The organism is Mesorhizobium sp. B4-1-3, from assembly GCF_006439355.1.
GTDB lineage: Bacteria > Pseudomonadota > Alphaproteobacteria > Rhizobiales > Rhizobiaceae > Mesorhizobium.
Genome location: NZ_VFTG01000014.1, coordinates 62,846 through 87,520, shown reverse-complemented (window position 1 = coordinate 87,520; position 24,675 = coordinate 62,846). Strand labels below are relative to the sequence as shown.

Sequence of the window (24,675 nt, the reverse complement as noted above, 5' to 3'; positions counted from 1 at the left end):
GGCCACAGTTGCTGGTTCCATCCTCACGCCCGTCTAAAGTGCGTCGCGCTGAAAGGGATTCGGGCGACGCGCTTTAAGTCTTTGTTTTGATGCATGTCGTTCTCCCAAAACCGCTCCGCACTTTTGGGCGACATGCATTAAGCGATCTCACAGAAACGTCCTTTAAGCGGCCTGGCGAACCCGCCGTTTCCGAAACGCCGATCCTGGGTCTTGGTTGCAGCCGCGCCGACGGCTATTTCCACATGCCGCGCATGCGGGCGCCGAGATCGACTTTGACGCCCGGCCGCTGGCGCGGGTCGTCCTTGAGCGCAGCACTTGCCCAGGACGATTGCTCGAAAACCGAAAGCATCGAGGCCGGGATGAAGCGGGTGCGCGAGGCATAGACATGGCGGTCGCCGCGCGCCGCCTGGTTGTGCGGATAAAAGCGCTGCGGCACCACCAGATGCAGGCTGTCCTTGGCCCTGGTCATCGCGACATAGAGCAGGCGCCGCTCCTCCTCGATGTCCTCCTTGGTGCCGACGCCGAGATCGGCGGGGATGCAGCCGTCTACCGTGTTGAGCACGAAGACGTTCTTCCATTCCTGGCCCTTGGCCGAGTGGATGGTCGACAGGATGAGATAATCCTCGTCGCGATGCGGCGGACCGGCCTGGTCGCTTGTGGTGTTGGGCGGATCGAGGGTGAGCTCGGTCAGGAAGCGCTCGCGTGACGGATAGGTCGATGCGATCTGCTCGAGCTGGATGAGATCGGCGCGGCGCGTGACCGCGTCCTCGTGGATGCGCTCCATATGCGGCTCGTACCAGAGCCTGATCCGTTCCAGATCCGCCGGCCATTTGGCGCCAGCGCGCAGCCCGTTATAGATGTCGAGGAACACCGGCCAGTCCTGCGCGGCACGCTGCGGCGGCCGGTAGCGGGCAAGGCCGAGGGTCTCGTCCAGCGACGTCGTCATGGCGTCAACGATCTGCGATGCGGCGGACGGGCCGATCCCCGGCATGAGCTGCAGCACGCGGAAACCGGCGACGCGGTCGCGCGGGTTCTCGGCGAAGCGCAGCATCGCCAGCATGTCCTTCACATGCGCGGCGTCGAGGAACTTCAAGCCGCCGAACTTGACGAAGGGGATGTTGCGGCGCGCCAGCTCCACCTCCAGCGGTCCACTGTGGCTCGAGGTGCGGAACAGCACCGCCTGCGCCTTCAGCGCCGTGCCGGCCTCGCGTTCGGCCAGGATCGTCTGGCAGACATAGTTGGCCTGCTCGGGCTCGTCGCGCACGCTGACCAGCTGCGGCTTGTGCGAGGAGCGGCGCTCGGTCCATAAATTCTTGGTGAAGCGCTCGCTGGCTTCCCCGATCACCTTGTTGGCGGCGGCCAGGATCGTCTCGGTCGAGCGGTAGTTGCGCTCCAGCATGACGATCTCGGCGCCTTGCGCGAATTGGTTCGGGAAATCGAGGATGTTGCGCACTTCCGCGGCGCGGAAGGAGTAGATCGACTGCGCGTCGTCGCCCACCACGGTGAGCCCCGCGCCGTCCGGCTTCAGCGCCAAAAGGATCGAGGCCTGAAGCCGGTTGGTATCTTGATACTCGTCGACCAGCACGTGGTCGAAGCGGTTGCCGAGATGCGCGGCGATCTCCGGCTCGGCCGCCATCTGTGCCCAATAGAGCAGGAGGTCGTCGTAATCGAGCACGTTCTGCGCCTGCTTGGCCTCGACATAGGCCGCGAACAGTTCCTTCAACTGGTCCGCCCATGCCGCGCACCAGGGGAAGGCGGAGCCCAGCACCTCCCCGAGCGGCGCCTGCGCGTTCACCGCCCGTGAATAGATCTGCAGGCAGGTGCCTTTGGTCGGGAAACGGCTTTCGGTTTTCGAGAATCCCAGCTCGTGCCGGGCAAGGTTCATCAGGTCGGCGGAATCCTCGCGATCATGGATGGTGAAGGGGGGATCGAGGCCGATCTGCTCGGCATAGTCGCGCAAGAGCCTTGCGCCGATGCCGTGGAACGTGCCGGCCCAGGCGAGCGCGTCGGCGATGATCGTCGCGTCGCGGCCCAGCACCTCGCCGGCGATGCGCTCGACGCGCTTGGCCATCTCGGCGGCGGCGCGGCGCGAGAAGGTCATCAGCAGGATGCGGCGCGGATCGGCGCCCTTGACGATGAGATGCGCGACGCGATGCGCCAGCGTGTTGGTCTTGCCGGAGCCTGCGCCGGCGATCACCAGCAGCGGCGTCGCCACCTTGCCGTCGCCATGCACCACCGCCAGCCGCTGCTCGTCGTTCAGCCGGGCAAGATAGGCAGGTGTCTCGAAGGACGAATCACGGGCGGCGATGTTCATCGCCCATCAAGCATCGTTTCCGCTTTGTTCGCAATAATTTCCTCGCTCCGCGCCGGCAGGGAGAGGTGGCCGGAAAAGGACTGCGCTGTCGTTCTCGCTTCACCGGAATGGGTTATTTTCACCCCAAAAGAGCCGCTACCGCTTCGGCTCGACTCCCATCGCGGCCGACTGTCGCCGCAGCCTGCGCCTTTCGTCGCCCGGCATGTCCAGTGGCGCGACGTCGCCGGGCACCTCGTCGATGATCCTCACGGCGACGCGATAGGCGGTGTAGGCAAAGAGGCCGGCAAGCAGAAGGCGGACCATGATCAATTCCTCATGCGTTCGATTGGCTCGGGATTTCAACCGGACGCGGGCCAGTTGGTTCCGGCTGTCCACGCAACCAAACCGCCACCGCCTCGTTTGCCTTTCATGAAAGGGGCGAACGAGAGGAGGTCGTCATGAAGAAGCTTCCTGTGCTGCTGGCTCTTGCGGCAGGACTCGTCCTCGCCGCCTGCGACAACAACGTGCAGCCCACCAAGGCGCCGGGCGATGAAGTCAACCAGAACCCGCAGGTCGACAAGAACCCGGTGCCGAAATCGACCACCGGCGGAGACCAGCCGGGCACGCCGCCGAAGCAATAGGGCGAGGTAGGTCGAGTGATCGTCGGGCCAAAACGAAGAAGGCCGGCGCTGCTTGGGAGGAAGCTGGGTAGCGCCGGCCAAGCGGGAAATCAGGCCCGCCGCACGATCCAACATAGCTGAGTCTCGACCCTGCGTCATGGCGTGATCGCGGTAGCCGGCTATGCAACTCCGAAGAAATCGCCCAAAATCCTGAAATTCTGCCGGGGTCCAGATGACTTACCTCATCGAAGGGACGCCGAAGCCGAAATACTATCTGCGCGAGTGGCGATCGATGCCGACGGCCGGATACTGGAGGCCGGGCATCGAGCAAGACATACGCGAACGCTGGTAGCCGGCAATCCGACCCCTCACGCCAGCGCCGCGCGGCCCTGTTGTCCGCCGGCGATCTCGATGTCCAGCTGGCGCTGCGTCAGCGCCGCCTCGGCCATGATCCACTGCTTGAACAGCTCCACCTTGCGGGCACCGAGCGCCTTGATGGGGCTGACGAAATACCAGCCCGCGGTGTTGGGATGGTGGACCGCGAAGGGAGCCACCAGCCTTTCGGCGCGGATGTCGCTTGCCATATAGGCGCGGTTGGCGACGGCGAAGCCCATTCCGGCATTGGCCGCTTCGTAGGACATCATGCAGCTATCGAAATAGACGCTTCTCGTCTCGCCCAGCACGAAGCTCGCGCCGGCGAAGCCCAGCCACGACTGCCAGTTCTGCGTGCAGGTGTCGGAGTGCAGCAGCGTGAAGTGGCGCAGGTCCTCCGGCACCACCTTCGACAGCGGCTTGTCGCCCAGCACCTCATGGAAGAGCTTGCGGCTGCACACCGGGGTCAAGTCTTCCTTGAACAGCAGCTCCGAGATGAGGCCGGGGAAATTGCCGTCGCCATAACGGATTTCGAGATCGTATTCGGAGGTCGAGAATTCATGCGTGGCGTAAGAGGTCGACACCCGCATCTCGATCTCGGGACATTGCTGCTGGAACGCCGAAAGCCGTGGAAACAGCCAGCGCGCCGCGAAGGTCGGCAGCACGCAGATCCTGAGCACATGCGCCTGCGATTGCCCGGTGGCCTCCATGCTGGCCGCCACGATGCGCTCCAGCGCCTCGCGCACGCGCGCCACATAGGTCTCGCCTTCCGGCGTCAGCGACACCGCATTGCCGCCGCGCTCGAAGATCTTGAAGCGCAGCTGGTCCTCCAGGCTTTTCACGCGCTGGCTCACGGCGGAAGCGGTGATGAACTGCTCCTCGCCGGCGCGCGTGAAATTCCTGTGCCGCGCGGCGCTCTCCACGATTTTCAGCGAGTTGAGGTTGACCTGACTGAGTTGGCGCACGGCGTTTCGACCTTAAGCTGGGCTTAAGCTACCACTAGCATTCCTAAATTTACAGGGGTAGGCGTTTAAATGACTGTTAACCAAGTGTTGCCCCCACCTTGGAGAAAGTAGAATGAACGCCCATACAATTCCCGAACTGCGCTGTGCAATGAGCCGCGAGGCCATCATTGGTCACGAGACCTCCTGGAAAGTGTCGGGGTTCGGTGTCGCCCAGTATCGCCACGGTTACGACCCCGCTCTGCTTGCCGCCATCGAGGAAGCCGCCCTGAAATTGAAGGCCAGCCATGCTGTGCACAAGCATCTCGACCTCACCTTCATCACCGGCGCCGACCGCTATATTCCGGAGATCAAGGAACTTTTGCACGACAAGCTGCGCCTGGAAAGACTGTCGGACATGATGGGAACCAAGCTTGAGCCCTATCCGCTGTCGATCGTCGGCTCGACCGTCACCTTCATGAATCCGAAGGACGGCGCGGTCGAATGGCATTGCGACGGCGTTCCGGTGACGGAGCTCATTCCGCTGTCGATCAGCGATCCGCTCATCGGCGGCCATCTCGAGATCTATTGCGACGATTCCGAGACCGGCCGCTCGATCCTGGAATCCGGCCGCGACCTGCCGCGCAACAAGATCATGCGCATTGACCACAAGATGAACTACGCCACGCTCGGCCAGTTCCTCGGCGTGCTCCACCGCACGGCGCCGATCCAGCTCGGCGAACGCGTCACGCTGGTGCTCAACCAGCGTTCGGCGACCAAACCCTATGTCGATGACAACCGCATGTTCTACCTCGCCGCCGATAACGACCATGACCGTGCCTGGGTGAACGAGCTGGCTGAGGATGTCTGGACCAACCAGCTGCCCGCCTATCGCCGCCATGCCGATGAGCATCCCGTGCCGCAGCCGACGGCGGAAGCGGTTCCTGGCGGGGCGAGGGAGTCTTGGTAATGACCGACGATCCGATCGAGTGTCAGCCGCCCTCAGTGTCGCTGAGCCTCGGTCCGGTCGTGTCGGAAAGCCAAAGCCGTTCCGGCGCCGTGGGGTCGGCGCTTGCCTTTGCTCTGGGTGCCGTGGCGCTGTGGGCGACCAACGCCCTGGTCGGCAAGACGCTGCTTGCCCTCTACCCGGTATCGCAAGTGCAGTTCCTGCAATTTTGCGGCGCGACCCTGGTCTTCGCGCTGATCCGGCTCTTTCCCTCCCCCTTTGTGGGGGAAGGTGGCCGAGCGAAGCTCGGTCGAATGAGGGGCGCTGGAGGGGTAGCCGACGCTGGAGTTTCTTCCAGCACCCCTCATCCGTCTCGGCGCTTTGCGCCGATCCACCTTCTCCCACAAGGGGAGAAGGGAAAAGCCGCGTTCGCCTACACCGTCGGCTTCCTGGGCCTGGTCGGCACTATGGTGCTGCAATATATCGGCTTCGCCTCGATGTCGGTTATCGAGGCGAACCTCGTCGCCTACACCTGGCCGCTGATGATCGCCGCGGCGGTCATCCTGCTTGGCCGCCCGCGCCGTCCGCTGCTGCTCGGGCTGGCTGCGGCGCTTGGCTTCGTCGGTGTGGTGCTGGTGATTTCCGGCGGCCGCGCGCAGAGCTGGTTCGATGGTAGCCTTGTCGGCTATCTCGCCGCTTTCGGCTCGGCGCTCTGCATGGCCTTCTACTCGCTCACCGTCGGCCGCCTTGCCGTGTCGCCGGAGCGTCTGCTTTTGCCCTCGGCGCTGATCGGCGTCGCACTCACCTTCGCTTGGTGTCTGCATGACGGCATCGTGCGCCCGAGTGGCGCGCACCTTCTGCTCGGCCTCTATCTCGGCGCCGGTCCGATGGGGCTCGGCTACTATTTCTGGTCGCGCGCGGCAAAGCTCGACCACGGCGGCAGGATAGCGGTCGTCGCCTATCTGACGCCGATCGCTTCCACGTTTCTGCTGACGCTCTCGGGCGAAAGCCTATCGATGACAGCAATTGCCGGCGCCGTCCTCGTCATTGGCAGCTGCCTCGCGGTCGGTATCGAGGGCACGGAGACCAGGCACAATGTCCAAAATGGCCGTTGACGAGGACGAACGCCGCGCCAGGCAGGAGGCGCATTGGCTGGTCAGGGAGTTTGGCGCGGAGGCGCCCCTCTATGCGGCCATGAAGGCGGAAAAGGCCATCGAGCAGAAGGATTTCGGCCGCTGCGCCCGCTGGAAGCGCGTGCTGGAGATCCTCGCTGACAAGCCGGCCGCGGATGTCAGGCGCGATGTCGCCGGCAGATGAGTGATTTGCCACGAGACCGCCGAATCGCACATCGTTGACTGTCCGGCCGGCGGATTTTCGCTGCCGTGCCAGAACTTGGCGTGAACTTCGATTTTTCAGCAACTACTACCGCAAGTCGAAGTGCTATAGCCCTTTTTACGCATCAAGGCGGGCAGCCGGTGCTATAAAGCGTTGGCTATAGCTATTAGAATTCCTAACTTGCACGTTTCCAGTCCGTGTAGAAACATCGCCCGGTATTGAGTCTCGTAGCTTTACTGACTCTGGACGGTCCGTTGGGGGACAGGTCCAATTCGATACACCGACGAAAGTCTTGAAAAAGAGCTGGCGATTTGAGGCCAGCAGAAGGTGAAAAAATTGTCCAACATCGACGACAAGACTGCAATCGAACTGACCGCCGACATTGTCTCGGCCTATGTCGGCAACAATCCGCTCCCTGCCTCTGGCCTGCCTGACCTGATCGCCAGCGTCAGCGCCTCGGTGCGCAAGCTCGCCAGCAGCAGCGTTGTCAAGGAGGCGGTGGCGCTGACGCCCGCCGTCAATCCGAAGCGCTCGGTTTTCCCCGACCACATCGTGTGCCTCGAGGACGGAAAGAAGTTCAAGTCGTTGAAGCGCCACCTTGCGACGGATCATGGCCTGACGCCGGATGAATACCGCGCGAAATGGGGCCTGCCCGCCGACTATCCGATGGTGGCGCCGAGCTATTCGGCGACCCGCTCGGCGTTGGCCAAATCGTCCGGCCTCGGCCGCAAGCCGGCCGGCGGCGATGCAGGCAAGGGCAAGCGCAAGACCAAGGCCTGAGGCATGGTGCTTGCAACGGGGGACGTCGCGCCAACGCCATGGCGCGACCGTCAGGCTGCCCTCGGCGATTTGCGCCGCAGGGTGGCCATCCAGTCCTCGGTAGATGCGGCCGACGGCGTCAGGGCGCGGCGCATCCTGTTTGCCTTGGGCGAGCCGCCCGCCGACCTGCTTGCCGCGCTCGATGCGCTCGACCGGTTCGAGCGCGCGATCGTCGAATGCGACGATCCGTCGGTTATCGAGGCGCGCAGGCTGAACTGCCTGGCCGTTCTGGACCGCCTTGCGGCAAACGGCCAGCCACGCGCAAGCTGTTAGGCAATTCAGGAGAGCGTGAAACACTACAGCCGGAACGCTATCGCGAAGGCGCCGATCCTAAGCGCTCACGCTTTCCTGGGATCTAGCGGCTGGCCTGAGATGGCTTGACCGGCCGGGTGCGTTTGGGATCCTGCTCGCCGGCAAGGCTCTCCGCCTCCACCGCTGTCATTTCAAGAAGATAGACAAGCATCTGATAGCGCGTACGCGAGAGCATTTTCGCCAGTTTGCGCGTGATCTCCGCGACATATCTCAACGTTCGTAAATCGCTGGGCGCTCCGTCCATCGTGAGCTCCTGACACGGCCAAGTTATTGGGCCAAGTTACGGGGACCAAGTTATCGTTGGCGCCACTCCCGACTCACGGCGCGTCTACAGATTTGCAGGTTTGCGATAAAACTGAAATCGATTTTTGATAAGCATCAAGCTTGGCTCGCAAGTTTTCGCCGTCCTTTTTTGGTGGCATCGTCGCTTGCCCGCCAATATTAGCCAGCGCCGAACTTGGAGTTGTCTTGCCACGCCAGGTTGATTTTCCGTAACGGAATGTTGATCGCAGCCGGCCGGCTGTGGCGGTGATGCCGCTACAGCCGGCCGGCTGTGGCGGTGATGCCGCTCAGCCTTTATAGGCAGAGCAGAATCCCGGCGGGTTGTCCTTGCCGATCATGGCGCAGCCGCGCTTGATCTCGTCGATCATCATGCTGCAGGCATTCTGCCCGTTGCAGGGCGGATTGGTCGCCGGCGACACCTGGATGCACTGCGAAACATACTGGTCCGATTTAGCCTTGCCGGCGGATTGCACGCATGGCTTTGTGTCGTCCTGATTAGCCTGGGCTGCGGCGGGTTTCGCAGGCGCGGCCTTGGCCGTCGCAGGCGCGTTCTTCGTGGGCGCGGCATTGCCGCCGCCTTGCGGCACGCAGGAGAGGTCGCCTTCCGGGCATTGCAATTGGTGCTGCAACTGCGCCAGCCGCACCTTGGTCAACTCCGTCTTGCAGGTCTCGACCAGGGTCGCATACGCCGAGCCGTCGGCATAGGGCTGGGTGCGGAAGGCGCATTCCTTGTCGCGGAACGGGATCCAGGCGCGCTGCGCGTCGCGCAAGCGCTTCAGGTCGGCAGGCGCGAGACGTCCCGCCAGCGCCTTGTAGACCGCGTTGAGCCCCGCATCCGCCGAAGCGGCATTCGCGGCCGTGCAGGTGGCAAGGTCGGCCTGTGTCTTCGCTGCCACGCAGTCGATGGCTGCCGCACGGGCCGCGGGGGTGGTGAGAAGCATCGCCAACCCGGCGGTGACTGCGAAAATAGCGACCGCCAGCGAGGCCGAAAGGAGCGTGGTCTTGCCCGACATCTGATCTCCCTCTGTCTGAATCGCCCCGTCGTTCGCCAGCATAGGTTGAGGCGACAGGCGCGATCAACGACAAACCGGTGACGTGGCAAGCAAAGTGTGACCCGCGCTTACCGGCTCCGGCAAAGGCGCGCCCAGCCCCGGAACGGTGACCTGCTATGGAGAATGGAAGGGCAGGGTGCTGTCCCGGGCGGCGACGCCTAAAACGCCTTCCCGGAATCGATCTGGATCAGCAGGTGTTCCGGCGCCCATGTCTCTGGCCTGTTCGCAATCTTTCCCGCTTGCGGAGAGTTTGGCTTTCCCGCTTGCGGAGAGTTTGGTTGGGCCTGCGGCCCAAGCGCGGGCTCAGCGAGGACCGCAATTCGAGCGGCCTGGTCTTCGAACAGAACCACCTGCGTCGCCAGCGCGGTGGTCGTGGCGACCTGGAACAGGATGAAGGCGAGGGCGAGATAACGGATCACGGGCCTGCCAACGTTTCGGTCGGCAACTGGTTCCGGCCCCGTCGCGTTTTTTGCCGAACGGCCGCAGACCGCGCGCGGCAGGCCTCGTCCAGGCGCTGGCTCTTGCGAAGCGCCGATCTCCCGTGCAAAAGCCCGCTCATGCTTATCATCAACGACCTCACGCTGCGCATGGCGGGGCGGCTGCTTCTCGATCATGCCTCATTGACCCTGCCGGCCGGCACCAAGGCCGGTCTCGTCGGCCGCAACGGCACCGGCAAGACCACGTTGTTCAAGGCGATCACCGGCGATTTCCCCTCGGAGACCGGCTCGATCAGCCTACCGAAGAACACGCGCATCGGCCAGGTGGCGCAGGAAGCGCCGGGCACCGAGGAGCCGCTGATCGAGATCGTGCTGAAAGCCGATGTCGAACGCCAGGCCTTGCTCGAAGAGGAAAAGACCGCGACCGACCCGCATCGCATCGCCGAGATCCATACCCGGCTGGCCGACATTGACGCCCATTCCGCCGAATCCCGCGCCGCCACCATCCTGGCCGGCCTCGGCTTCGACGATGCCGCGCAGAAGCGGCCTGCCTCGTCCTTCTCCGGCGGCTGGCGCATGCGCGTGGCCCTCGCCGCCGTGCTGTTCTCCGAGCCCGACCTTCTGCTGCTCGACGAGCCGACCAACTATCTCGACCTCGAAGGCACGCTCTGGCTGGAGAATTATGTCTCCAAATATCCGCACACGGTCTTGCTGATCTCGCACGACCGCGACCTGCTCAACCGCGCCGTCAATTCGATCGTCCATCTCGACCAGAAGAAGCTGACCTTCTGGCGCGGCGGCTACGACCAGTTCGAGCGCCAGCTCACCGAACAGCGCGAGCTGCAGGAGAAGAGCCGCGCCAAGCAGGAAGCGCAGCGCAAGCATATGGAATCCTTCGTCGAGCGTTTCCGCGCCAAGGCGTCCAAGGCAAGGCAGGCGCAGTCGCGCCTGAAGGCGCTTGAGAAGCTGAAGCCGATCGCCGCGGTGGTGAACGATACGGTGCGGCCATTCTCATTTCCCGAACCGGTGAAGACGGTCGCTTCGCCGATCGTGGCGCTGAGCGGCGTCAATGTCGGCTACACCGAAGGCAATCCGGTCTTGAAGAAGATGACGTTGCGCATCGATGCCGATGACCGCATCGCGCTGCTCGGCGCCAACGGTAACGGCAAGTCGACCTTCGCCAAATTGCTCGCCGGCCGGCTGAAGCCTGAGACCGGTTCGATGACGATCGCGCCGGGGCTGAAGGTGGCGATCTTCGCCCAGCACCAGCTCGACGATCTGCGCCCCGAGGAAAGCGCTTACGAGCATGTGCGCCGGCTGATGCCGGATGCGCCGGAAGCCAAGGTGCGCGCCCGCGTCGCCCAGTTCGGCCTCTCGACCGAGAAGATGAACACGGCGGCCAAGGACCTGTCCGGCGGGGAGAAGGCGCGCCTCCTGATGGGCCTGTCAGCCTTCGAAGGCCCGAACCTCTTCATCCTGGACGAGCCGACCAACCATCTCGACATCGACAGCCGTGAATCGCTGATCCATGCGCTGAACGATTTCCCGGGCGCCGTCATCCTGATCTCGCACGACCGCCACCTCCTGGAGGCGACGGCCGACCGGCTGTGGCTGGTCAAGGATGGCGCGGTCAATCCGTATGACGGCGACCTGGAGGACTATAAGACGCTGGTCACCGGCGTCTCGTCCAACCGCCGCGAGCAGAAGGAAGCCGACAAGGCCTCCAAGGCCGACCGTCGCCGCGAGGCGGCGCAGCGCCGCGCCGCGCTCGAGCCTTTGGCCAAGGAGATTCGTGCCACCGAGGCGCTGATGGACCGCATCCGCAAGCGTATCGACCTGATCGAGGACGAGCTCGCCAATCCGGCGGTCTACGAAAAGGATCCCTCGACCGCGACACGGCTTGCTAAGGAACGCTCGCAACTGGCGCACACGCTGGCGCTCAACGAGGACAAGTGGCTGACGATGTCGGCGGAATATGAAGAAGGGATCGCGGAGTGATTAGCTGATCTCCCCCACAAGGGGGGAGATTGGCTAATTGTCTCTGGCTCTACACCTCTCTTCGAAAACCCGCTAAACACGCGCCATGAACCAGCACGCCAAGCTTCGGATCGGCCATTCGGCCTGTCCGCATGACTGCCCTTCCACCTGCGCGCTCGAAGTCGAGCTGCTCGACAACAATCGTATCGGCCGCGTGCATGGCGCCAAGGCGAACAGCTACACGGCAGGCGTCGTCTGCGCCAAGGTCGCGCGCTATGCGGACCGGGTGCATCATCCCGACCGCCTGCTGAAGCCGCTGGTGCGCGCAGGCGCCAAGGGCGAGGGCACCTGGAAGGAAGCCTCTTGGGAAGCCGCGCTCGACCTGGTCGCGGAAAAGTTCATCGCGGCGGAAGAGAAATACGGCTCGGAGACGGTCTGGCCCTATTTCTACGCCGGCACGATGGGGCTGGTGCAGCGCGACGGTATCGAAAGGCTGCGGCACGCCAAGAAATATTCCGGCTTCTTCGGCTCGATCTGCACCAATCTGGCCTGGACCGGCTGGATGATGGGAGCGGGCGCGCTGCGTGGCCCCGATCCGCGCGAGATGGCGAAGTCCGATTGCGTGGTGATCTGGGGCACCAATGCGGTGGTGACACAGGTCAACGTCATGACCCATGCCACCAGAGCGCGCAAGGAGCGTGGCGCCAAGATCGTCGTCATCGACATCTATGACAACGCCACCATGAAGCAGGCCGATCTTGGCCTTGTGCTGAAGCCCGGCACCGACGGCGCGCTCGCCTGCGCGGTGATGCATGTGCTGTTCCGGGACGGCATGGCCGACCGCGCCTATCTCGAGAAATACACCGACGATCCGCGTGGGCTGGAAGAGCATTTGCGCACCCGCACTCCGGAATGGGCAGCCGCCATCACGGGCTTGAGCGTCGATGAAATTCAAGCTTTCGCACATTTGGTCGGCACGACGAAGAAAACCTACTTCCGCCTCGGCTACGGTTTCGCGCGCCAGCGCAACGGCTCGGTCAACATGCACGCCGCGGCCTCGATCGCCGCCGTCACCGGCGCCTGGCAATATGAGGGCGGCGGCGCCTTCCATTCCAATTCCGGCATCTTCAAGCTCAACCAGGATGTGCTCGAAGGCACCGCGATGCGCGACCCGAACATCCGCTATCTCGACCATTCGCGCATTGGCCCGGTGCTGACGGGTGCCGAGGACGCGCTCTATGGCGGCCCGCCGGTGACGGCGATGCTGATCCAGAACACCAATCCGGCCAATGTCGCGCCCGAGCAGCGGCTGGTGAAAAAGGGTTTCCTGCGCGAGGACCTGTTCACCTGCGTGCACGAGCAGTTCATGACCGATACGGCCAAGCTCGCCGACGTCGTGCTGCCGGCGACGATGTTTTTGGAGCATGACGACATCTACAAGGGCGGCGGCAACCAGCACATCACGCTCGGCCCCAAGCTGATCGAACCGCCGGAAGGGCCGCGCACCAACCACTACGTCAATGAAGAACTCGGCAAGCGTCTGGGCGTCGGCGACCGTCCGGGCTTCGGCCTGACCGAGCGCGAGCATATCGACATCATTCTCGGCAAGCGCGGGCTCGGCAGCTTCGACAGTTTGAAGGCCGAGAAGTGGGTGGACCTGCAGCCCGACTTCGACGACGCGCATTTCATCAACGGCTTTGGCCATGCCGACAAGAAATTCCACTTCCGCCCCAACTGGACAGGGCAGTCGGCGCCCAACCGGCCGCCGAAAAGCATGGGCCTGTTCGGTCCGGTGGAGCGGCTGCCTGAATTCCCCGATCATGTCGAACTGATCGAGGTCGCGGACGAGGAGCATCCGTTCCGGCTGGCGACCTCTCCGGCGCGCAACTTCCTCAATTCGAGCTTTGCCGAGACGCCGGTGTCAAAGGCCAAGGAAGGCAGGCCCGAGCTGCTCATCCACCGCGAAGACGCAGCGGCGCTCGGCATCGAAGACGGCGGCCGCGTCGAAGTCGGCAACCGGCGCGGCGACGTAGTGCTGCACGCAAGGTTCTTCGACGGCGTGAAGCGCGGCGTGGTGATCGCCGAAGGCATCTGGCCGAACAGCGCGCATGAGCGCGGCGAGGGCATCAACGTGCTGACGGGCGCCGACGCGCCCGCGCCCTATGGCGGCGCTGCGGTCCACGACAACAAGGTGTGGCTCAGGGCACTTTGACCATTTCGCGGTCGGGCTTTGCTCGGCGGCTCACCAAGTGGGGTCTCGGCCTTCGAGATTATCGTCCGGGATGATCTGCGATTGGCGACCAAGAGTGGCGCAAGGGTCCACGTAAGCCATCCTGAGCGCATCGCCTACCACGCCGGCGCCCATCCTGACGATGCCGTCATTGTAAAGCGCGATGCGGTTGGTGATGCCTTCGCGCAGCGTCGTCGGATTTTTCGGAAGACGCCTGCGCCCCCAGGGCCACTGCGGCAAGGGGCGTCAAGGCAGGAAAGAACCAGGGCATCCACTGGCCGCAGCATGAGCGCCCCTCTCGGATTTGGGCGTGGGCGCAGCCGGACACACGAACGCTGAATTAGCATGTCGCGTCGGCGGTGATGAGTGAGGCTTCACATTCGCCTGCAATTCGGCCTTCGTATCGCCCTGCAGTCGTTTGAATCACTTTGCCAATGCGACGTGCTAGAGGATTGTTCCGACTCGAGCTTTCGACAATGATCGCTATGCCGCAGCCGCTCAAGATCGCCATTGCCGGTGCGCTAGGCCGTATGGGCCGGGAGATGACGGAGACCGTCGCTGCCGATCCGCGGCTGCGGCTCGTCGCGCGATTCCATCGGCCGGGCAGCAAGGGCGAGGGGCTGGTCGAGCGCGATGAAGCGCTGGCGCTTGCCGATGTGGTGGTCGACTTCACCACGCCCGCGGCATCGGCCGAACTGGCCAAGGCGTGCGCGGCGCGCGGCGGTCCGGCGCTGGTCATCGGCTCGACCGGTTTTGACGTCGCCGAGCTGGAGGCCGTAGCGGAAGCGGCGAAAGAGATCGCCATCGTCCGCTCAGGCAGCTATTCGCTGGGGCTGAACATGCTGACTGGGCTGGTCGAGCAGGCGGCGCGGGCCCTCGGCCCTGATGATTGCGACATCGAGATCTTCGAAGCGCATCACCGCTTCAAGGTCGACGCGCCGTCGGGCACGGCGCTGATGTTGGGCGAGGCGGCCGCGCGCGGCCATGGCGTCAGGCTGGACGATGTGGCGAAGCGCGCCCGCGACGGCCTCGTCGGTCCGCGCCCGACCGGAGAGATCGGCTTTGCCGTTGCGCGCGGCGGCGGCATCGTCGGCGAGCACAGCGTGAGCTTCCTAGGTCTGGGCGAGACGCTCACGCTCTCGCATGCCGCCGGCGACCGCTCGATGTTCGCGCGCGGCGCCATCGCGGCGGCGCTCTGGATCGCCGGCCGATCGCCGGGCGAATATGACATGTGCGATGTGCTGGGCTTCACCGCTTCGTGACCGGAAAACCGAGCCGGATTTTGTTCCGCAGCCGCTAAAACGGCTGAAAGCCAGCTGAAAGGTTGGCCATGCCATGACGGTTTTGTGGCGTCGCCACATAAGCGGCTGGGAGTGGCCGCAAGGAGGAATGCGGCGCGCCGCGCCGCCCAGTGGAGGAAGTTACGTGACCCGTTTCATCTCTAGACGCGTCCTGCGCTCGGTGGCGCTGACGCTTGCCATCGTTGGCGCTGGCGCATCGGCGGCCTCGGCTGCCGACAAGATCACCATCATCGTCGGCGGCATGGAAAAGCAGATCTATCTCCCGGCCGTGCTCACCCAGCAGCTCGGCTATTTCAAGGATGAGGGGCTGGACGTGGAGCTGGTGAACTCCCGCGCGGGCGTCGAGGCCGAGAATGAATTGCTGGCCGGCGCCGTGCAGGGCGTCGTCGGCTTCTACGATCACACCGTCGACCTGCAGTCGAAGGGCAAATACATCCAGTCGATCGTGCAGTTCAGCCAGGCGCCGGGCGAGGTCGAGCTGGTCTCGGCCAAGCATCCGGAGATCAAGTCGCCGGCCGACTTCAAAGGCGCGACGCTCGGCGTCACCGGTCTCGGCTCCTCGACCGATTTCCTCACCCAGTATCTCGCCGTCCGCAACGGCCTGAAACCCGGCGATTACACGCTGCTTCCGGTCGGCGCCGGCAACACCTTCATCGCCGCCATCAAGCAGGACCAGATCCAGGCCGGCATGACCACCGAGCCGACCATCGCCAAGCTGCTCCAGACCGGCGAGGCCAAAGTGCTGGTCGACATGCGCACGCCCGAGAAGACCAAGGCAGCGCTGGGCGGTGATTATCCGGCGGCCTCCTTCTACGTTCAGTCGAGCTGGCTCGAAGGTCATAAGGACGAGGCGCAGAAGCTCGCCAATGCCTTCGTCAAGACGATGAAATTCATCGCCGGCCACTCGGCCGAAGAGATCGCCGGCAAGATGCCGAAGGACTATTACGCCGGCAGCAAGGACCTCTATGTGCAGGGCCTTGCCGGCGGCAAGGCGATGTTCACGCCGGACGGCCGCATGCCGGCCGACGGACCGGAGACGGTGCTGAAGGTTCTGTCGACCTTCTCCAAGAGCCTGCAGGGCAAGCAGATCGACCTGTCGAAGACCTACACGACCGAGTTCGTCGACGCGGCGAAGTAAGCGCCGACAGGCAAGGGCGGGCCGATCGGTCCGTCCTTGAAAAACAACAGCTTGCGCCGGCCGCCTGAATCAATTCGGCAGCGGCGCCTTTCCGGATGCCGAGCCGAGTCAGGCCCATGAGCTTGACCCGCCGGCATCCCCGCGCCACCACAACAGGAGTGTGCCATGCAATCCCAGACCATGGCGGCCGAGAAACTGTCTCCCGCCGCGCCGCCGGCCGATGCCGCCATAGCCATCGACGATGTGACGCTGCGCTTCGTCACGCCGGACGGCCACATGATGACGGCGATCCGCGATTTCACCATGACGGTGGCGCGCGGCGAATTCGCCTGCGTCGTCGGCCCGACCGGCTGCGGCAAGTCGACGACGCTCAACCTCGTCACCGGCCTACTCAGGCCCACCACTGGCAATGTCCGCGTCATGGGCAATCCGGTCACCGACATCAGCCGCGACATCGGCTTCGTCTTCCAGGCCGACGCGCTGTTTCCGTGGCGCAGCGTCATCGATAATGTCGCCGCCGGTCCGCTTTTCCGCGGCACGCCGAAGCAGGAAGCCTACGACAAGGCGCGCGACTGGATCGGGCGCGTCGGCCTTTCGCGTTTCGAAAAGCATTATCCGCACCAACTCTCGGGCGGCATGCGCAAGCGCGTGGCGCTTGCACAGACCTTCATCAACCAGCCCAAGATCCTGCTGATGGACGAGCCCTTCAGCGCGCTCGACATGCAGACCCGCACCGCCATGCAGGACGAGCTCTTGGGCCTATGGTCGGGGCTGAAGTCCTCCGTCGTCTTCGTCACGCATGATCTCGAGGAAGCGGTGGCCCTGGCCGACAAGGTCTATGTGCTCACCGCCGGCCCAGGCACGGTGAAGAGCGTCTACCGCATCGACCTGCCGCGCCCGCGCGTCATGGCCGACATCCGCTACGACCCGAAATTCATCGAGATCGCCAAGGTGATCTGGAACGATCTTCGCGAGGAAGTGCAACTCGGCCAGAGCCGTGGCCTTCAGACCGGCCATTGAAAGGAGAAACCGCATGACCGCCATCTCTCCGACCGAACAGGCTGCCTCCCGCGCGACGTCGATCGTCGCCGCCGAAGCGCAGGCAAGGGCGCGGCTGCGCAAGCGCCACGCCTTGGTCATCGCCCTGCGCCTCGCGATCCTCATCGCTTTCCTCAGTCTTTGGGAACTCGGCGCCGATTACAACATCATCGACCCGTTCTTCTTCTCCAGCCCGTCGGGCATCTGGGAGCAGATCTGGTCCTGGGTCACCGAGGGCACCTCGCAGGGGCCGCTCTGGCAGCAGATCTACGTGACGCTTGAGGAAACCTTCCTCGGCTTCGCCATCGGCGCCGTCGGCGGCATCGTGGCGGGCATCATCCTCGGCCGCAACAAGCTGCTGGCGGACGTCTTTTCGATCTACATCAAGATAGCGAACTCGGTGCCGCGCGTGGTGCTTGGCTCGGTCTTCATCATCGCGCTCGGGCTAGGCATGGCATCCAAGGTGGCGCTGGCCGTGGTGATGGTGTTCTTCGTCGTCTTCGCCAACGCTTTCCAGGGCGTGCGCGAGGCCGACAGGGCGATGATCGCCAACGCCCAGATCCTCGGCGCCTCGCCGATGCAGATCACCACATCGGTGATCATTCCCTCGGCGATGAGCTGGATCCTCGCCAGCCTGCATGTCTCGTTTGGCTTCGCCCTTGTCGGCGCCGTGGTTGGCGAGTTCCTCGGCGCCAAGCAGGGCATGGGCCTCCTGATCTCGACGGCACAAGGCGCCTTCAACGCCAATGGCGTCTTCGCGGCCATGATCATCCTGGCGGTGATGGCGCTGGTCGTGGAGTTCCTGATCACCCGCTTCGAGAACTATGTGGTGAAATGGCGCCCGGCGCCGTTCAACGAGCAGGGGACGTGATCAGGCAGCGGAGTCTTTTGCCGCAGCCAGCGGCAGCCGCACCTCGACCTTGAGCCCGCCCGCGGCGGCGTCACCCAGTGTGACGCTGCCGCCGGCATTCTCGACCACCTCGCGCACGATCGCCAGGCCGAGCCCGCTGCCTTCCTCGGTCGCGCCGGCAATACGGTAGAAGCGCTCGAAGACATGTTCCCGCTCTTCCACCGGGATTCCCGGTCCGGCATCGCTGACTGTGAGCTCGGCCTCGCCATCCGAGGCGGTGAGTTTTACGGTAACGCTGCCGCCCGGTTTGGAATAGCGCAGCGCATTGTCGACCAGGTTGACGATCATCTCGCGCAGCATTGTGCCGTCGCCGATCACCGGCACTGGTCCATTCTCGTCGAGACCGAGGTCGATGTCGCGCTTGATCGCCGCCGGCGCCTGCGCTTCCAGCACGTGGCGCGCGGCTTCGGTGAGGTCGATCAAGTCGGCGCGCGGCCGCCGGCTGCCGGGTTCAGCCCTGGACAGGGTGAGCAACTGTTCGGCCAACCGCGCCAATTTGCCTGAGCTCGCCTGCAGCGCCACAAGTGCCTCCTGCCGCTGGTCGGCCTTGGTCTCCCGCAAGGCGTAGCTCGCCTGCGTCGACAAGAGCGCCAGCGGTGTGCGCAGCTGATGCGCGGCGTTGGCGATGAAGCGCCGTTGCGCCGCCATCTGGGCCCGCACGCGCTCCATATAGGCGTTGAGTGCCTCGATCAGCGGCCGGATCTCGCTTTGCGCGCCTGAAATCTCGACCGGTTCGAGGTCGCTGCGGCTGCGCGAGCGCACCGCGTCGCGCAACCGGATGAGCGGCGCCAGCCCGCGGCGCAGGCCGAGCAGCACGAACACGCCCGCAATAGCCACCAGCGCAAGCTGCTGGGCGAAGGCGCTGAGCCATAGGCGCTTCACCATCGCGTCATGGCCTGCGAGTGTGACGCCGACCGTGACCTTGATCGGTGAGTCCGTGCCGGCGCCGATCACCGCATGGCCGAGCGTTGCAAGGCGCAGCGGGTGATCGCGATAGGAGGCTTCAATGCTGCCGCGCTCAGGCGCTACGGGCAGGTCGGGATAGCCGGTCAGCAGGCGCCCGCCGGCAGTCTCGACGCGATAATAGACGCTGTCACGGTCGCCAGTGTCGAACATCTCGATCGCTGCCGGTGGCACGGTGGCGTCGAGCGCGCCGTCGGCCATCGCCACCTGCTCGGCGATGGCGCGCGCCGAGCCGACCAGCATGCGGTCGGTGACGAGGTCCGCTGTCGCCATCGCATTGCGATGACTGGTCCACAGATTGATGGCGGCGAGTCCGGCCAGCGGCAGCACCACCCAGGCCAGCAATTGCAGGCGAAGGCTGCCGATCCGAAGCCTGCCGATCCTCATGGCGCCGGATCGTCGTGGCGCAGGAGGTAGCCGAGGCCGCGCAAGGTGGCGATCTGGACTCGCGATCCCTCGAGCTTCTTGCGCAGCCGGTGCACGTAGATTTCGATGGCGCTGGGGTCGGCGTCGGTCTCGAAGTCGTAGATCGCGGTCGATAGCGCTGCCTTGCTCACGGTGCGCCCGGACTTGACGACGAGCTGCTCCAGCACGGCGTGTTCGCGCGGCGTTAGCGACAGCGTCACGCCGGCGAGCGAAAACAGGCGGGTGTTGGTGTCGAAGACAAGATCGCCGCAGGCAATGACGGGCGCGGTGCGGTCGTTGGCGCGGCGCAGCTGCACGCGGATGCGGGCTTCCAACTCCTCGATCTGGAAGGGTTTCGCCAAATAGTCGTCGGCGCCTTCGTTAAGGCCCTTGACCCGGCCGTCGAGGCTGGCGTTGGCGGTAAGCACGATCACCGGCACCGGGTTGCCGCGCGCCCGCAGCTTTTTCAGCACCTCCATGCCGCCCATGCGGGGCAGGGCAAGGTCGAGGATGATCAAGGCGTGGTCGCCGGCGGCCAAAGCATGCTCGACATCCTCGCCGTCATGCACGACGTCGACGACATAGCTTGCCTGGCGCAGCGTCTTGCTCAGCCAATCGGCCAGTTCGCGATTGTCCTCGACAAGCAGCAGCCGCATCGTATGTCGTAATTTCCTCCCAATGGCGCCGGTCTTCGCCAAAAGGCGGCGGGCGGCGTCCAAATTGGTCCCTGAGGCAACCGATAGTATCGATCAGTCCGCAAGGCAAACGTGGTTTCCCGGCGGTCGCCACCCCGATCATGGCGTCTGCCGAGCTGCGTGTTAGGCCGTGCAGCCAATGAAACCGAACCGTTCGGTTCAATTAACGTTGACGGTTCGTGTAGCGAAGGTGAACACCGGCATCCCATGCCAGGGTACTGCATCTGGCGGCGATGTATATAAGGCTTTGATACTGAAAGGTAAAAATGTGACCGCTGCGTCGCTCACGTAATTTCAAGATCGAACCGAACGGTTCGGTTCACAACTTTTCGTGATTGGAAATGGCAACAGAGCCGACCCATTTCAGGGTGGTCCGAGCGACGCGAATTTCCATCAAGGCACGCCACTAGACGGACACGACTTTTGAAATCTGGAGTACCTAAAATGAACAAGATTGCTTTTGCCGCCGCTGCCTTCCTCATTGCCACGGGCAGCGCTTTCGCCGGCAGCGACCACTTCAACCCCAACGATGCCAACCAGTCGGCCGTGACGGCCCCGGCGGGCAACGTCGATCGCGCCGTCACCGGTTCGATCCGCAAGTTCGAACAGCGCTTCATCAAGAATGCGCCCAGCTCGAACCAGCAGGAATCCGGCCAGGGCCTCTGGGGCAACCACTAAGCTGGTTCCAGTCCCGACCAATATCTGACCATCAACCCAATCATCGACTTTGAATTTGGAGTAACTCAAATGACCAAGATCGCTCTTACCGCCGCCGCCCTGCTTGTCGCCACTGGCGCCGCTTTCGCCGGGTCGGACCACTACAACCCGAACGAAGCCAACCGGCCGGCCGCTTCAGTCGACACCTCGGTCACCGCTTCGATCAAGAAGTCGGACGCGAATGTCCAGAAGCCGGCGGCTCAGGCTCCTGCCCAGGATTTGTTCGGCAACCGCTAAACGGCCCAGTTTCCCAAGACTTCAAAGCGGCGGGCTTGTCCCGCCGCTCTGTTTTTCTACAGCGGCTGCCTTTTGAGGCCGCTTTTGCCGGGTTGATCAAGCATTCATCACGAAGCGGTGATGCCTGTAACGACGCCCCCGGTGCCGTCGAAGTGGGAGCAAGGGCCGGTAGACGGGGCCGATGCCAGGAAATTCAAGCGAGTGGAGCGAGCGGGCGGCACCCGGGCGATTGTCCGAGGCTGTCCCATGCCGATCCACCAGGTCATCGGATCGCCAATCGCGCCCGACCAAACAGCTCAACCCGAAACCAGGAGTATTGAAATGACCAAGATCGCTCTTACCGCTGCCGCCCTGCTTGTCGCCACTGGCGCCGCCTTCGCCGGGTCGGACCACTACAATCCCAATGAGGCCAACCGGCAGGCTGCTTCGGTCGACACCTCCTTCACCGCGTCGATCAAGAAGTCGGACGCGAATGTCCAGAAGCCCGCCGCCCAGGCCGAGGCCCAGGATCTGTTCGGCAACCGCTGAACCGCCCGGTCTTCCAAGACTCTCTTCCAAGACCTTGAGCGGCGGGCTTGTCCCGCCGCTCTGCTTTTGACAGTCGGCTATCGCCGGTTTGAATCGATTACGAGGATTTGTCATCACAAGCAGTTGTAATCGTTCACCTTTTTTCCAGGCGAAATCCAGGCCGAGCCTGCTGTGCTGGTTGAAAAAAACGGATGCGCCGGGAATAAATCCCGGACGCCATCGGTCTTGTCGGCAGCGGGGCCATCCTCCCAAAGCCACCGCCTCGACGAACCAAACGAACTAGGAAACCGAAATGACCAGGATCGCTCTCACCACCGCCGCAATGCTTCTCGCCATGGGCTCCGCCTTCGCCGCGAGCGACCACTACGACCCCAATGACGCCAACCGGCCGACCGTCTCTGTAGACAGCAGCCCCACCGCTTCGATCCGTAAGCATGAGGCTGCCAAGCCGGCCGACGTCGACACCTCGATGACGACTGGCCCTGCCGGCTCCAAGGCTTGGCCGGACCCGGGTCAGGGCATCTGGGGCAACTGATTTCACGCCTCGGATAAGTCAAAGGGCGGCGGACTTGTTCCGCCGCCCTTTGTATTGAGCGGCAAAGAAGCGCCTGCCTTGCAGGGAGTTGGCTGTGCCCTCTACGCTAAGTCTTTCGGCCTCACGCAATGCGTTAGCCGGGCGCCGCGAAAGTCGAGATCCGCCCAATCGTCGTCCAGCGTGAAGCGAGCAAGCGCCGCCGTCGGAAACTTCGCTTCGATCTTCTTGAAGACGCTCTCATCCGATCCGGCGTCGGCCAGCCGCAGCGCAAAGTGCTGCAGGCCGGGATTGTGGCCGATCACCAGCACACACCTTGCCCTGACCTGCCGCACGCGCGCCAGGATGGTACCGGCGGCCGCCTCGTAGAGTTCTTCCGCGAATTCCGCCTGCACATGTTTCGGCAGTTCCTGGGCGACCAGCCGCCAGGTGTCGCGGGTGCGCAGCGCCGGCGAGACCAAGGCGAGGTCGGGCAGCCAGCTGCGCCGGGCAAGCTCCCGCCCCATCAGCGGCGCCGTCTTCAAGCCGCGTGGGGCGAGAGGGCGGTCGAAATCGGCAAGTGCGGGATCGCTCCAGCTCGACTTGGCGTGGCGTAGGATAAGCAGTTGTTTCAGGGGCATTGACGCCTCTACGGCGTGATCCGCGCCAGCTGTTCGAGGTCCGTCTCCTCGCGCAGCGGGTCGGGCGCCATCACCATCGAGGTGGCGTTGTCGGCGTCGTCGGCGAAGTGGGCGAGCACGGTGTGGCCCTTTTCCACGCGCGCCTTGCCTTCGGCGACGAGGCCCAGCGCCAACGGATAGAGCCGGTGCTCGACCTTCAGCACGCGCGCGGCAAGCGTGTCCTCATTGTCGCCGACCATCACCGGCACCGCGGCCTGCGCGATGATCGGCCCGTCATCCATTTCGGGCGTGACGAAATGCACCGAGCAGCCATGGATGCGAACACCGGCGCGGATCGCGCGCGCGTGCGTGTCCAGCCCCTTGAAGGCCGGCAGCAGGGCAGGGTGGATGTTGACCATGCGCCCTTGCCATTTTTCGACGAGGCCGCGGCCGAGGATGCGCATATAGCCGGCGAGCGCGACGATGTCGGCGCCGAAGCCGCTGAGCGCGGCGTCGATCGCGGCATCATAGGCGTCCTTGCTCGGATGATCGGCGCGCTGGATGACCTTGGTGGCGACGCCGCGCGACTGGGCGATGCCGAGGCCGGCAGCATTGGCGCGGTCGGAGATGACGCCGACGATCTCGGCCGGATAGGTTGGGTCGCTGGCCGCCGCGATCAGCGCCGTCATGTTGGAGCCACGTCCCGAGATCAGGACGACCGTGCGTTTCCTGCTCATAGGCCGATCGAGCCCCTGTAGATGACGCCGGCGTCGCGGCGCGGCACGATGCGGCCGATCGGCGTCACAGTTTCGCCGGCCTCCTGCAGCACCGCCGCAACCTGCGCCGCCTGGCCCGAGGCGACGGCGAGGATCATGCCGATGCCGCAGTTGAAGGTGCGCATCATTTCTTGCGGCGCGACGCCGCCGGTCCTGGCCAGCCACGAGAACACCGGCGGCACGTCGATCGCCTCGAGGTCGAGCTCGGCCGAAAAATCCTTGGGCAGCACGCGCGGAATGTTTTCCGGGAAGCCGCCGCCGGTGATATGGGCGAGCGCCTTGATGCCATGCGTATTGCGGATCGCCTTCAGGATCGACTTCACATAGATGCGCGTCGGCTCGAGCAGCGCCTCGGCGAGGCTGAGTTCCTCGTTGAACGGCGCCGGATCGCTCCAGCCGAGGCCGCTCGCGGCAACGATGCGGCGCACCAGCGAAAAGCCGTTGGAATGCAGCCCGGACGAGGCAAGGCCGAGCAGCACGTCGCCCTCGACGATGTCGTCGGTCGGCAGCAACTGCCCGCGCTCGGCCGCGCCCACGGCGAAACCGGCAAGGTCATAGTCCTTGTCGTGATACATGCCGGGCATCTCGGCCGTCTCGCCGCCGATCAGCGCGCAGCCGGCCTGTCGGCAGCCTTGCGCGATGCCGCCGACGATCGCAGCGCCCTGCTCGGGGTCGAGCTTGCCGGTGGCGAAATAGTCGAGGAAGAAGAGCGGCTCCGCGCCCTGCACGACGATGTCGTTGACGCACATGGCGACGAGGTCGATGCCGATCGTGTCGTGCTTGCCGGAATCGATGGCGATCTTGAGCTTGGTGCCGACGCCGTCATTGGCGGCGACCAGCACCGGATCGGTGAAGCCGGCCGCCTTCAGGTCGAACAGCCCGCCGAAGCCGCCGATCTCGCCGTCGGCGCCCGGCCGGCGCGTCGCGCGCACCAGCGGCTTGATCTTCTCGACCATCAGATTGCCGGCATCGATATCGACGCCCGCTTCGGCATAGGTGAGCCCGTTCCTGCGCTTGGCCTTATCGCCTTTGCTCATCGTCGGCTCGTCCCTGTTTGTCATTGCGGGCTCTTCGCATGAATGGTTTCGGGGGGCAAGGATGACGGCCGTTCCCGCCGATAAAAGCGTGGAAAGTGGGCGAGGCGCCGAAGCTGCCCCGCTACTTGCGCCAATCTCCCATCTCCCTCATCTTTTCTCAACAAAAGACACGACGGGACCTCA

Annotated in this window: 28 protein-coding genes; 16 read left to right on the top strand and 12 right to left on the bottom strand. The window is 64.2% G+C overall.

Annotated elements, in window-relative coordinates:
* Positions 1 to 232: 232 nt before the first annotated feature.
* Together FJW06_RS18530 and FJW06_RS30205 are read right to left on the bottom strand one after the other, a co-directional pair.
* Complete coding sequence (locus tag FJW06_RS18530; protein WP_140753662.1) at positions 233 to 2,314, bottom strand: ATP-dependent helicase; 2,082 nt, start codon at positions 2,312 to 2,314, stop codon at positions 233 to 235.
* Positions 2,315 to 2,449: 135 nt separating this feature from the next.
* On the bottom strand, positions 2,450 to 2,617 hold the full coding sequence (locus FJW06_RS30205; RefSeq protein WP_181178417.1) for a hypothetical protein: 168 nt from the start codon (positions 2,615 to 2,617) through the stop codon (positions 2,450 to 2,452).
* Between the two features lie 134 nt (positions 2,618 to 2,751).
* On the opposite strand from FJW06_RS30205, the gene FJW06_RS18525 reads away from it, so the two are divergent.
* Positions 2,752 to 2,934: a hypothetical protein gene (locus FJW06_RS18525; RefSeq protein ID WP_140753661.1), complete on the top strand. Its 183-nt coding sequence runs from the start codon at positions 2,752 to 2,754 to the stop codon at positions 2,932 to 2,934.
* Between the two features lie 347 nt (positions 2,935 to 3,281).
* Here the strand turns inward: FJW06_RS18525 and FJW06_RS18520 are convergent, their stop codons facing one another.
* The gene (locus FJW06_RS18520) at positions 3,282 to 4,250 is read right to left on the bottom strand and encodes a LysR substrate-binding domain-containing protein (RefSeq protein WP_140753660.1); all 969 of its coding nucleotides are present in this window, start codon (positions 4,248 to 4,250) and stop codon (positions 3,282 to 3,284) included.
* A 112-nt stretch (positions 4,251 to 4,362) separates the two neighbouring features.
* Here FJW06_RS18520 and FJW06_RS30200 point away from each other — a divergent pair, with 112 nt between their 5' ends.
* From FJW06_RS30200 to FJW06_RS18490, 5 genes are all read left to right on the top strand, one after another.
* Positions 4,363 to 5,196: a hypothetical protein gene (locus FJW06_RS30200; protein WP_181178416.1), complete on the top strand. Its 834-nt coding sequence runs from the start codon at positions 4,363 to 4,365 to the stop codon at positions 5,194 to 5,196.
* Complete coding sequence (locus tag FJW06_RS18505; protein ID WP_140753659.1) at positions 5,196 to 6,287, top strand: DMT family transporter; 1,092 nt, start codon at positions 5,196 to 5,198, stop codon at positions 6,285 to 6,287. The genes FJW06_RS30200 and FJW06_RS18505 overlap by 1 nt, the downstream gene beginning before the upstream one ends.
* Positions 6,268 to 6,489: a hypothetical protein gene (locus FJW06_RS18500; RefSeq protein ID WP_246674688.1), complete on the top strand. Its 222-nt coding sequence runs from the start codon at positions 6,268 to 6,270 to the stop codon at positions 6,487 to 6,489. Before FJW06_RS18505 ends, FJW06_RS18500 begins: the two co-directional genes overlap by 20 nt.
* Positions 6,490 to 6,843: 354 nt before the next feature.
* On the top strand, positions 6,844 to 7,287 hold the full coding sequence (locus FJW06_RS18495; protein WP_140753658.1) for a MucR family transcriptional regulator: 444 nt from the start codon (positions 6,844 to 6,846) through the stop codon (positions 7,285 to 7,287).
* A 3-nt stretch (positions 7,288 to 7,290) separates the two neighbouring features.
* Complete coding sequence (locus FJW06_RS18490) at positions 7,291 to 7,599, top strand: hypothetical protein (protein WP_140753657.1); 309 nt, start codon at positions 7,291 to 7,293, stop codon at positions 7,597 to 7,599.
* An 82-nt stretch (positions 7,600 to 7,681) separates the two neighbouring features.
* Here the strand turns inward: FJW06_RS18490 and FJW06_RS18485 are convergent, their stop codons facing one another.
* The 3 genes from FJW06_RS18485 to FJW06_RS18475 all read right to left on the bottom strand — a co-directional run bounded on the left by FJW06_RS18485 (position 7,682) and on the right by FJW06_RS18475 (position 9,391).
* A complete protein-coding gene (locus tag FJW06_RS18485; RefSeq protein ID WP_140753656.1) occupies positions 7,682 to 7,882 on the bottom strand; it encodes a hypothetical protein in 201 nt (66 codons plus the stop codon).
* A gap of 325 nt (positions 7,883 to 8,207) precedes the next feature.
* A complete protein-coding gene (locus tag FJW06_RS18480) occupies positions 8,208 to 8,933 on the bottom strand; it encodes a lysozyme inhibitor LprI family protein (RefSeq protein WP_181178414.1) in 726 nt (241 codons plus the stop codon).
* Positions 8,934 to 9,130: 197 nt separating this feature from the next.
* Positions 9,131 to 9,391, bottom strand: coding sequence for a hypothetical protein (locus tag FJW06_RS18475; RefSeq protein ID WP_140753654.1), 261 nt, complete (start codon positions 9,389 to 9,391; stop codon positions 9,131 to 9,133).
* A gap of 138 nt (positions 9,392 to 9,529) precedes the next feature.
* On the opposite strand from FJW06_RS18475, the gene FJW06_RS18470 reads away from it, so the two are divergent.
* Positions 9,530 to 11,407 (top strand): ABC-F family ATP-binding cassette domain-containing protein, encoded by a 1,878-nt coding sequence (locus tag FJW06_RS18470; RefSeq protein WP_140753653.1) that lies wholly within the window; start codon positions 9,530 to 9,532, stop codon positions 11,405 to 11,407.
* Positions 11,408 to 11,492: 85 nt separating this feature from the next.
* Positions 11,493 to 13,598, top strand: a complete 2,106-nt coding sequence (locus tag FJW06_RS18465) for a molybdopterin oxidoreductase family protein (RefSeq protein ID WP_140753652.1) — start codon at positions 11,493 to 11,495, stop codon at positions 13,596 to 13,598.
* 30 nt (positions 13,599 to 13,628) lie between these two features.
* Here FJW06_RS18465 and FJW06_RS18460 read toward each other — a convergent pair whose 3' ends face one another.
* The gene (locus FJW06_RS18460) at positions 13,629 to 13,856 is read right to left on the bottom strand and encodes a hypothetical protein (protein WP_140753651.1); all 228 of its coding nucleotides are present in this window, start codon (positions 13,854 to 13,856) and stop codon (positions 13,629 to 13,631) included.
* 245 nt (positions 13,857 to 14,101) lie between these two features.
* Here FJW06_RS18460 and dapB point away from each other — a divergent pair, with 245 nt between their 5' ends.
* From dapB to FJW06_RS18440, 4 genes are all read left to right on the top strand, one after another.
* A complete protein-coding gene (gene dapB / locus FJW06_RS18455) occupies positions 14,102 to 14,878 on the top strand; it encodes a 4-hydroxy-tetrahydrodipicolinate reductase (protein ID WP_140753708.1) in 777 nt (258 codons plus the stop codon).
* A 175-nt stretch (positions 14,879 to 15,053) separates the two neighbouring features.
* The gene (locus FJW06_RS18450; protein WP_246674696.1) at positions 15,054 to 16,055 is read left to right on the top strand and encodes an ABC transporter substrate-binding protein; all 1,002 of its coding nucleotides are present in this window, start codon (positions 15,054 to 15,056) and stop codon (positions 16,053 to 16,055) included.
* A gap of 165 nt (positions 16,056 to 16,220) precedes the next feature.
* On the top strand, positions 16,221 to 17,075 hold the full coding sequence (locus FJW06_RS18445) for an ABC transporter ATP-binding protein (protein WP_140753649.1): 855 nt from the start codon (positions 16,221 to 16,223) through the stop codon (positions 17,073 to 17,075).
* A 13-nt stretch (positions 17,076 to 17,088) separates the two neighbouring features.
* Entirely contained in the window at positions 17,089 to 17,964 is an 876-nt protein-coding gene (locus FJW06_RS18440) for an ABC transporter permease (RefSeq protein WP_140753648.1), read from the top strand.
* Here the strand turns inward: FJW06_RS18440 and FJW06_RS18435 are convergent, their stop codons facing one another.
* A complete protein-coding gene (locus tag FJW06_RS18435) occupies positions 17,965 to 19,353 on the bottom strand; it encodes a sensor histidine kinase (protein WP_140753647.1) in 1,389 nt (462 codons plus the stop codon).
* Positions 19,350 to 20,027, bottom strand: coding sequence for a response regulator (locus FJW06_RS18430; RefSeq protein WP_140753646.1), 678 nt, complete (start codon positions 20,025 to 20,027; stop codon positions 19,350 to 19,352). The genes FJW06_RS18435 and FJW06_RS18430 overlap by 4 nt, the downstream gene beginning before the upstream one ends.
* 483 nt (positions 20,028 to 20,510) lie before the next feature.
* On the opposite strand from FJW06_RS18430, the gene FJW06_RS18425 reads away from it, so the two are divergent.
* The 4 genes from FJW06_RS18425 to FJW06_RS18410 all read left to right on the top strand — a co-directional run bounded on the left by FJW06_RS18425 (position 20,511) and on the right by FJW06_RS18410 (position 22,083).
* On the top strand, positions 20,511 to 20,744 hold the full coding sequence (locus FJW06_RS18425) for a DUF680 domain-containing protein (RefSeq protein WP_140753645.1): 234 nt from the start codon (positions 20,511 to 20,513) through the stop codon (positions 20,742 to 20,744).
* Between the two features lie 69 nt (positions 20,745 to 20,813).
* Complete coding sequence (locus FJW06_RS18420; protein WP_041010800.1) at positions 20,814 to 21,020, top strand: DUF680 domain-containing protein; 207 nt, start codon at positions 20,814 to 20,816, stop codon at positions 21,018 to 21,020.
* 321 nt (positions 21,021 to 21,341) lie between these two features.
* Positions 21,342 to 21,548, top strand: coding sequence for a DUF680 domain-containing protein (locus FJW06_RS18415; RefSeq protein WP_140753644.1), 207 nt, complete (start codon positions 21,342 to 21,344; stop codon positions 21,546 to 21,548).
* 292 nt (positions 21,549 to 21,840) lie between these two features.
* Positions 21,841 to 22,083, top strand: coding sequence for a DUF680 domain-containing protein (locus FJW06_RS18410; RefSeq protein ID WP_140753643.1), 243 nt, complete (start codon positions 21,841 to 21,843; stop codon positions 22,081 to 22,083).
* A gap of 101 nt (positions 22,084 to 22,184) precedes the next feature.
* On the opposite strand, the gene FJW06_RS18405 is transcribed toward FJW06_RS18410, so the two are convergent.
* The 3 genes from FJW06_RS18405 to purM are packed head-to-tail and all read right to left on the bottom strand — an operon-like array spanning position 22,185 to position 24,492.
* A complete protein-coding gene (locus FJW06_RS18405) occupies positions 22,185 to 22,700 on the bottom strand; it encodes a histidine phosphatase family protein (RefSeq protein WP_140753642.1) in 516 nt (171 codons plus the stop codon).
* A gap of 8 nt (positions 22,701 to 22,708) precedes the next feature.
* The gene (gene purN, locus FJW06_RS18400; protein WP_140753641.1) at positions 22,709 to 23,416 is read right to left on the bottom strand and encodes a phosphoribosylglycinamide formyltransferase; all 708 of its coding nucleotides are present in this window, start codon (positions 23,414 to 23,416) and stop codon (positions 22,709 to 22,711) included.
* Positions 23,413 to 24,492: a phosphoribosylformylglycinamidine cyclo-ligase gene (purM, locus tag FJW06_RS18395; protein ID WP_140753640.1), complete on the bottom strand. Its 1,080-nt coding sequence runs from the start codon at positions 24,490 to 24,492 to the stop codon at positions 23,413 to 23,415. The genes purN and purM overlap by 4 nt, the downstream gene beginning before the upstream one ends.
* Between the last annotated feature and the right edge of the window lie 183 nt (positions 24,493 to 24,675).